This window comes from Bacteroides sp. 3_1_23 (assembly GCF_000162555.1).
GTDB lineage: Bacteria > Bacteroidota > Bacteroidia > Bacteroidales > Bacteroidaceae > Bacteroides > Bacteroides ovatus.
In genome coordinates this window covers 2,908,998-2,917,265 of record NZ_GG774949.1, presented here as the reverse complement: position 1 = coordinate 2,917,265, position 8,268 = coordinate 2,908,998, and the positions used below count along the sequence as shown (strand labels likewise).

The 8,268-nt window shown below is 43.9% G+C and carries 8 protein-coding genes; 7 read left to right on the top strand and 1 reads right to left on the bottom strand.

Annotated elements, in window-relative coordinates; translation table 11 throughout:
• Positions 1-319 (top strand): ISAs1 family transposase (locus HMPREF9010_RS12800; protein ID WP_008648833.1); only part of this gene is annotated, 319 nt, incomplete at its 5' end.
• 134 nt (positions 320-453) lie between these two features.
• Here the strand turns inward: HMPREF9010_RS12800 and HMPREF9010_RS12805 are convergent.
• A complete protein-coding gene (locus HMPREF9010_RS12805) occupies positions 454-1,350 on the bottom strand; it encodes a helix-turn-helix domain-containing protein (RefSeq protein WP_008648830.1) in 897 nt (298 codons plus the stop codon).
• Between the two features lie 339 nt (positions 1,351-1,689).
• Here HMPREF9010_RS12805 and HMPREF9010_RS12810 point away from each other — a divergent pair, with 339 nt between their 5' ends.
• The 6 genes from HMPREF9010_RS12810 (at position 1,690) to HMPREF9010_RS12835 (ending at position 8,234) form a co-directional block, all read left to right on the top strand.
• A complete protein-coding gene (locus HMPREF9010_RS12810; RefSeq protein WP_008648828.1) occupies positions 1,690-3,366 on the top strand; it encodes an alpha/beta fold hydrolase in 1,677 nt (558 codons plus the stop codon).
• 9 nt (positions 3,367-3,375) lie between these two features.
• On the top strand, positions 3,376-3,867 hold the full coding sequence (locus tag HMPREF9010_RS12815; RefSeq protein WP_008648827.1) for a cupin domain-containing protein: 492 nt from the start codon (positions 3,376-3,378) through the stop codon (positions 3,865-3,867).
• A gap of 70 nt (positions 3,868-3,937) precedes the next feature.
• Positions 3,938-4,876 (top strand): EFR1 family ferrodoxin, encoded by a 939-nt coding sequence (locus tag HMPREF9010_RS12820; RefSeq protein WP_008648826.1) that lies wholly within the window; start codon positions 3,938-3,940, stop codon positions 4,874-4,876.
• Positions 4,877-4,907: 31 nt separating this feature from the next.
• Positions 4,908-5,993 (top strand): alpha/beta hydrolase, encoded by a 1,086-nt coding sequence (locus HMPREF9010_RS12825; protein ID WP_008648825.1) that lies wholly within the window; start codon positions 4,908-4,910, stop codon positions 5,991-5,993.
• 15 nt (positions 5,994-6,008) lie between these two features.
• Complete coding sequence (locus HMPREF9010_RS12830) at positions 6,009-6,677, top strand: flavodoxin (RefSeq protein WP_008648824.1); 669 nt, start codon at positions 6,009-6,011, stop codon at positions 6,675-6,677.
• 126 nt (positions 6,678-6,803) lie between these two features.
• Entirely contained in the window at positions 6,804-8,234 is a 1,431-nt protein-coding gene (locus HMPREF9010_RS12835) for a phosphotransferase (protein WP_008648822.1), read from the top strand.
• Positions 8,235-8,268: the final 34 nt, after the last annotated feature.

The following is an 8,268-nucleotide window of genomic DNA, read 5'->3' as shown; positions in this document are numbered from 1 at the left end:
AGCAACAGGAGAATATACTCAAGAGGTCAGATACTATGTAACTTCACTTGATAATACCAAACCGGAGGAGATTGCATCTGCCATCAGGCAGCATTGGTCTATTGAGAATAATCTTCATTGGCAACTGGATGTTACCTTTCGAGAAGACTACAGTAAAAAGGTGAAAAATGCAGCCAGAAACTTTTCGGTGGCAACAAAAATGGCACTTACCATACTAAAGAATGAGAAAACAACAAAAGGAAGCATGAATCTGAAAAGACTAAAAGCGGGATGGGATGAAAAATATTTGTCACAACTTTTACAGGAAAATAATTTTTAATGCGTCTGCCCTGTATAAGGTGATATTTGTCCCATTATAAGGGGATGACTACTCGACTGCATAAACTATTATAAATTTCTGCACTGAAAACCTTTAATCCCTGCACTGAAAATCCTTCCATATAATGAGATTTGCTAGATTGCTATCTTATATTCATTCGGAGCCATCCCTACCACTTTTTTAAATAATCGGCTTAAATGATGCGGATATTTAAAGCCTAATTCGTAAGCGATTTCACTGACCGATTTATTACCTTCAATCAGCAATTCTTTAGCACGGTCGATAGTGGTCAACTGGATATATTCTTGTGCTGATTTTCCGGTTTCTTTCTTAATAAGATCACCGAAATAATTAGCGGATAGATGTAGCTGGTCGGCGCACCATGCAACCGAGGGTAAACCGAGTTGCTGGGGCTTATCCGAAGCAAAATAATCACGTAATAAACCCTCAAAACGGGTTAGTGAGTCTTTGTTCACAGTTTCACGTGTTACGAACTGACGGTCGTAAAAACGGACGCAGTGGTTGAGTAATACTTCGATATTGGCCGTAATGATTTGTTTGGAGTGTTTGTCAATGGCGTGTTGCAGCTCTTCTTTAATTTCGTGGAAACAGTTAATGATAATATGCTGTTCGCGTTCGGACATGTGCAATGCTTCGTTCGACGAGTATGAAAAGAACGAGTAATCTGCCATGCGACGCCCGAGAGAGGTGCCACGCAGCAAATCGGGGTGAAACATCAGACACCATCCTTTGTACCGATACGATACTTTGTCGTCATCAATGCCGGCAACCTGTCCCGGTGCAATAAAGACTAACGTTCCCTCTTGGTAATCATATTGGTTACGTCCGTAAAGTAGCGGGCCGCAATCAATATGTTTGAGGAAAATGCAGTAAAAACCAAAATTCTTCAGACAGTGGCGGACACTCTCTAATTCCGAAAAATCGACTACGCTTACTAATGGATGAACAGTCTCTACTCCCAACAGTTCGTTGTAGTCTTGCACCGAATCTAACTTTATGATTGTTCCCATACTCTATTTTTTTTCTATGGCAAAGATAGCAGAATTTTATATACAAGCAATCTTTCGGTAGCAGAATCAGTAATATCGGTTAGTGATTATGTAATTTGTGTTATTCTGCTGAAAGCAAGCCATATCCAATCAGTAAAATTGGTATTTGAAACCGTAATCCGTCTATGGACGCGCTTCTATTTATCACATAATTTTGCATCATCGAAAGTTGGTAATTTGAATCATCTAAATAACGAGAGTATGAAGTACAGAAAATTAGGAAACAAGAAATTGCAAATGTCCGCTATCGGACTGGATGTTGGCTCTGGGCTGTTTAGTCCGTTTAGAAAAAGGGTTATAATGAAAAAGTACATTTTAGGAATATGGATGGTTTGTCTTGCCTCTTTAGGCATGGCACAAACCCCGAAAGCAGAACAAGTGATGAATAAGAAGCAGCAATATATCGTAGAGGTTGCCGCCCTTGTGGGTAAAGGAGACCTTGCAAAACTGAAACCAGCCCTCGTTGCAGGATTGGAGGACGGAATGACCGTCAATGAATTGAAAGAGATAATGGTTCATTCTTATGCTTATTGCGGTTTTCCGCGAGCTCTTCGCGGATTACAGACTTTTGTCGCCGTACTCGATGAGCGTAAGGCAAACGGTATTGAGGATAAAAGAGGGCGTGAAGCTTCACCAATTACCGATACCCGAAGCAAGTACGACCGCGGACGGGATATACTAGCCAGGATTTCGGGTGCACCGGTTGATGCTCCGAAAGCGGATTATGCTGTATTGGCTCCCGAAATTGAAGTGTTTCTCAAAGAACATCTTTTTGCCGATATTTTCGAACGTGACGTGCTGACCTATTCCGAACGTGAAATTGCTACCGTAGCAGTATTAGCTGCCATTGGTGGGGTAGAACCAATGATGAAAGGCCATATAGGTATTGCTTTGAATGTGGGCGTTACACCCGACGAATTGCGCCATTTGCTTGCCATCGTTGAGAAGCAGATAGGTTGTGACGAAGCTGATGCCGGACGGATGGTGCTGGATGAAGTATTGCAAAGTAAAGGATTAATAGTCAATCCCGGAACACCGGTTGTAGTCGTGGAAAATGGAGTGAAGAAACAGAAGGTTACATTTCACAACCGTTTTCTGATTGATGTGGTTGGTGATCTTTATCTCCCTGCCAACTGTGATCCGGCAAAGAGATACCCGACACTGGTTGTCGGTCATCCTTTCGGTGGTGTAAAGGAACAGACTTCGGGGCTTTATGCACGCCGTCTGGCTGAACAGGGGTATGTTACACTGGCATTTGACGCTTCCTATTATGGTGAAAGTGGTGGTTATCCGCGGCGTATAGAGTCTCCCGAAGTACGTGTGGAGGATTTCAGTGCAGCAGTTGATTTTCTGTCGAATCATCCGGCGGTTGATATTGATAAAATCGGGGTGATTGGTATTTGTGGTGGCGGATGCTATTCGGTGAGTGCTGCGCAAATAGATCATCGTATCAAAGCTGTGGCAACAATCAGCATGTACGATATGGGACGTGCCCGTCGCCAGGGTGTAGGCGATTCGATGACTTATGAACAACGGATGGCGTCACTCGACGAAATCGGTCGTCAGCGTACGATAGAATTTGGCGGGGCAGACCGTAAAGATATCCGCGCCCTGCCGGAGAAGGTGGATGCTTCGACACCCAAATACGCTCTCGACTTCCTTGATTATTATGATAATCCTGCGCGTGGACAGCATCCTAACTCTACGGCCTATTATTCTTATACGAGCCTTGCGCCGATGATGAACTTCTTCCCGTTTGTACAGATTGAAACGATTTCACCACGCCCGTTACTTTTCATCGCAGGAGAGAATGCCGTATCTGCCTATTTCTCGGAAGATGCCTATGCAAAAGCTGCAGAACCCAAGGAACTGTTCGTTGTACCGGGTGCTACCCACGTCGATCTTTACGACCGTCCGGAGTATCTGAAAATAACGCTTCCCAAGTTGGATAACTACTTCAAACAATACCTAAAATAACGACACAGTATGAAACAACTATTTATAATTGCTGTTGCGGTGCTGATGAGTGCTTGCTGTAATCAAAATGAGAAAGAGATGGAAGCCACTGTTCAGAAAGATGTGTTCTCCAAAGGTTCTTTGATAGTAGATAATCCGAACTTTACGGGTGAGGCATGGCTTGAAAGATTTGTCGCGGCGACTGATTCAATGGACTGCACTGTCAGTAATGTAACTTTCGCGCCGGGTGTGCGCAATAGCTGGCATTCGCATCCGGGCGGTCAGATTTTGCTTTGTACTTCAGGGAAGGGATATTATCAGGAAAAAGGAAAAAGCATACAAGTGCTTCATCCCGGTGATGTTGTGAGAATCGCTCCCAATATAGTACATTGGCACGGTGCGGCTCCCGACAGCGAGTTTACACATGTTGCCATCGGTACACAGGTTTCGAAAGGTCCGGTCGACTGGTTGGAACCGGTAACGGATAAAGAGTATAATGAATTAGAGCGGGCTGAAGAATAAGCAAAATGGGTGTTTCTGTCTTTTTGGAAGGCAGGAGTAGTGTAAACTGATAATAATATAATTAAACGATATGGGAACAGATAAAAGGATCAGCCGTAGAGAAGCTTTAGCACGAATGGGCAGGATGGTTGCCGGAGCCGCCGCCTCATCCATAGGATTGCCAGCTTTGACTTCTTGTGCTGAAAAACCACAGAAGAAGCGCATCATTTTGTATTTCACTGCCACGGGAAACTGTTTACATGCTGCCCGCCAATTAGTGGAGTCGGAAGAACAGTTGTTGAGTATTCCGCAAATGGTAAAGCAGAACCGGTATGAGTTTGAGGCTGATGAAATAGGTCTTGTTTATCCGATATACGGTCATATGCCGCCTAATATGGTGAGGAATTTCATAAAGAAAGCAAAGTTAAAAGCAGCATATAAGTTTGCAGTGCTCACTTATGGAGCGAGGAAATGCGATTCGGTAGAGATATGGAATGATATATCGAGTAAGGCTGGCAACAAATTCGACTATATCACCACGCTCATCATGGTGGATAACTGGCTGCCGAACTTCGATATGAATGAACAGATAAAAATAGACAAACATATTCCGGAGAACTTGCGGCAGATTACCGAAGACTTATCACAAAGGCGGCATTGGCACGAACCGGTAAGTGAAGAAGAACGGCAGATGCACGCTGGATTCATGGCACGTTCAGGGCTCGACCCGGAAGTCGGTTTTCTCAAAAGGAGCGAAAATTATTTTGTTGTCACGAAGAATTGCATTGATTGTGGAGCTTGTACGGATGTCTGTCCGCGTGGAAATTATGAGTTTACTTCAAACGGCATTAAAATGCAGGGGGATTGTGATTTCTGTTTTGCCTGCATTCAGAATTGTCCGCAGAAAGCTATTCAATTCAAGAAAAATGACGAGGACCCTTTGTTGGCAAATGGTGAACGAAATCCGAATGCCCGATACCGGAATGAATATATCTCGCTGGTGGATATAAAGAGAGCTAACAGACAATAAAAAGAGGTGTAATTACTTAAAAACAATATGTATGAAACGATTATCTATAAGTTTATTTATCCTTCTTATGTGGGTGGGTAGTTTTGGGCAGAATATATCTGTAAGCGATACGCCGCTTGCAATCGCTAAACAGGGCAGTTTTGCTGTTGGAGGAACAGTTGTTCAACACTCTGGCGCATACGATAACAGTAAATTTACCGGTTTCGGTACGCCTATCGAACAAGGGCAGAGTTATCATGCGGACCATGCTGTTGTCGATTTCCAAATTCCGGTCGATGCTTATCGGCTTCCGTTGGTCTTCATCCATGGTTATGGACAGTCAGGACGTTGCTGGCAAATGACACCTGACGGACGTGAGGGATTTCAGACATTAATGTTGCGGCGAGGCTTTGGCACTTATGTTGCTGATATGCCCGGTCGTGGGCGGGCAGGACGGACAACTGCTGAAACAAAATTAGAACCGAAGGCAGACGAGCAATTCTGGTTTGATATTTTCCGTATCGGTGAATGGCCGGCTTTTAATAAGGGTGTACAGTTTCCGACTGATTCTGCATCGCTTGAACAATTCTTTCGCCAAATGACACCTGACATCAGTCGGCACGATATGAAAACCGACCTTACAGCACTCGATGCTTTGTTCGGTCGCATCGGTGAGGGAATTATCGTAACACATTCGGCAGGAGGATTTCCGGGATGGCTGGCAGCTATCGAAAATCCGAATATTCGGGGGATCGTATCTTACGAGCCGGGAACGTATGTTTTTCCTGAAGGAGAAGTTCCTGAACCGATGCCGGGTTTGACGGGAACACTTAAAGGAGTAAGTGTGCCGATGGACGATTTTATGAAACTGACAAAAATTCCAATTGTCCTTTATTTCGGTGATTATATTCCTGAAGAAGTAACCGATAAACTTGGCGGTGAGAATTGGCGGGTACGGCTTCAGATGGGGCGTAAGTTTGTGGAAGCAATCAATCGTCACGGTGGTAATGCTACATTGGTTGAACTTCCTAAAATGGGTATTCGGGGCAATACACATTTCATGATGTCTGACCTTAATAATATTGAGATTGCAGATTTGCTGACCGAGTGGCTGCATCATAACAAATTGAATAAATAATATAAAAAACAACGTATGAGAAAGTTACTTTTAATCCCCTTTTTATGCTTTTCCCTGACAATAGCGGCTGCTTGTTCAAAGAATGATGATAATTCTGTTTCGGGGACGGAACAACCGGACACTCCCGATCAATTATCTGGCAACAGTAAAATTTTGGTTGCTTATTTCTCTGCAACAGGTAATACGCAAGCGGTTGCAGAACGTATTGTAGAACTACTTGGGACTGATGTATATCGTATCAGGGCATCTGTTCCTTATGCCTCGAATCCCTATGACGACAGCGACCGTGTTCAAAACGAAGCTTACAATGATTTACGTCCGGGGGTAGCCAATCTGCCTGCTGCCGAAACGATCGCGCAGTATGATACGATTTTTGTCGGTTCGCCTTGCTGGTGGCACCAACCTGCTATGGTTGTTTGTACCTTTCTCGACAATTATGATTTGAGCGGTAAAACGATTATTCCGTTTATCACTTATGGCGCAACAACTTATCTCAACGAATCAATGCAGAAGATTTACAAACTGACTCCTAATTCGAAACATATCCCGGTAACTCTTCCGGAGGATCTTGATCCGGATGATATTACGACTCCCGGACGCCCTGATGATGACGGGATCGATATGCCCGGTCGTGCCAGCGGGGTAGAAGCATGGTTGAGAAGAATGGGAGTAACGATTGAATGAGTCATGTACCATGTCATCGGAATAAAGACCTATACACCACGGATTTGGTAAAGTAGGCGGTTTTTATCAGCGGGAAGATAGTATTATTTAGCTAGATTCTCTATCTTTGCTCGAAAATATACGACTATGATTACTGAAGAACTACAGAAACTTTATCAGTCATATACGGGCGTTCCCGCTGAAAACATAACAGAATTACCGTCTTCCGGTTCCAACCGCCGTTATTTTCGGTTGACGGGTATTCAGCCGTTGATTGGAGTCTACGGGGCTTCAACTGATGAGAATGAAGCATTTCTTTATATGGCGGGGCACTTCCGTAAGTGCGGTCTGCCTGTTCCCGAAGTTCGCATTGTCTCGGAAGATAAAACCTATTATTTGCAGGAAGATTTGGGGGATGCTCTATTGTTTCATGCCATAGAGAAAGGACGTGTTACCAGTGTCTTTTCAGAAGAGGAGAAAGAGTTGCTCCGCAAAACGATTCGTCTGCTTCCTGCTATTCAGTTTGCCGGGGCCGATGGATTTGATTTTTCCCGTTGTTATCCTCAACCGGAGTTCAATCAACGTTCCATTTTGTGGGATTTGAATTACTTTAAATATTGCTTCCTGAAAGCTACCGGTATGGAGTTTCAGGAGGATAAACTGGAAGATGATTTCCAGAAAATGAGTGATGTCTTGCTTCGTAGTTCTTCCGCTACTTTTATGTATCGTGATTTTCAGAGCCGTAATGTGATGATAAAAGATGGCGAACCATGGTTTATTGACTTTCAAGGAGGACGTAAAGGCCCGTTCTATTACGACATAGCCTCTTTCCTGTGGCAAGCGAAAGCGAAATATCCCGATAGCCTCCGTAAAGAACTGCTGCAAGAGTATATGGAAGCTCTTCGCAAATACCAGCCGATTGACGAATCCTATTTTTATAGCCAACTTCGTCACTTTGTTCTTTTCCGTACGCTGCAAGTGTTGGGAGCTTATGGTTTCCGTGGCTATTTCGAAAAGAAACCGCATTTTATCCAAAGTGTTCCCTATGCCATCGAGAACCTGCGTGAATTGTTGAAAGAAGAATATCCGGAATATCCGTATCTCTGTAACGTTTTGCGGGAGCTTACCGGACTGAAACAGTTTACGGATGATCTGAAAAAGCGGCAGCTAACTGTCAAAGTAATGAGCTTTGCTTATAAGAAAGGCATTCCTGATGACTCCACGGGTAACGGAGGAGGTTATGTATTCGACTGCCGCGCCGTGAATAATCCCGGTAAGTATGAGCGTTACAAACCTTTCACCGGACTGGATGAGCCTGTAATCACTTTTCTTGAAGAAGATGGCGAAATACTAGGTTTCCTCGATCATGTCTATGCTTTGGTAGATGCTTCCGTGAAACGTTATATGGAACGTGGATTCAGTAATTTGTCCGTCTGCTTCGGCTGTACCGGGGGACAGCATCGCTCTGTTTATTCGGCCCAGCATCTGGCAGAGCACCTGAATCAGAAATTTGGTGTGAAAGTCGAACTCGTACATCGGGAACAGAATATAGAACATACGTTTGAGGCAACAATCTAAGGAGATTAAAAATAAAGAAGAAAGTAACTGAAAG

Coding starts and splice junctions, on each gene's coding strand:
- HMPREF9010_RS12810 (WP_008648828.1), top strand. CDS start 1,690: ATGAAAAAGTACATTTTAGGAATATGGATGGTTTGTCTTGCCTCTTTA.
- HMPREF9010_RS12825 (WP_008648825.1), top strand. CDS start 4,908: ATGAAACGATTATCTATAAGTTTATTTATCCTTCTTATGTGGGTGGGT.
- HMPREF9010_RS12805 (WP_008648830.1), bottom strand. CDS start 1,350: ATGGGAACAATCATAAAGTTAGATTCGGTGCAAGACTACAACGAACTG.
- HMPREF9010_RS12830 (WP_008648824.1), top strand. CDS start 6,009: ATGAGAAAGTTACTTTTAATCCCCTTTTTATGCTTTTCCCTGACAATA.
- HMPREF9010_RS12815 (WP_008648827.1), top strand. CDS start 3,376: ATGAAACAACTATTTATAATTGCTGTTGCGGTGCTGATGAGTGCTTGC.
- HMPREF9010_RS12835 (WP_008648822.1), top strand. CDS start 6,804: ATGATTACTGAAGAACTACAGAAACTTTATCAGTCATATACGGGCGTT.
- HMPREF9010_RS12820 (WP_008648826.1), top strand. CDS start 3,938: ATGGGAACAGATAAAAGGATCAGCCGTAGAGAAGCTTTAGCACGAATG.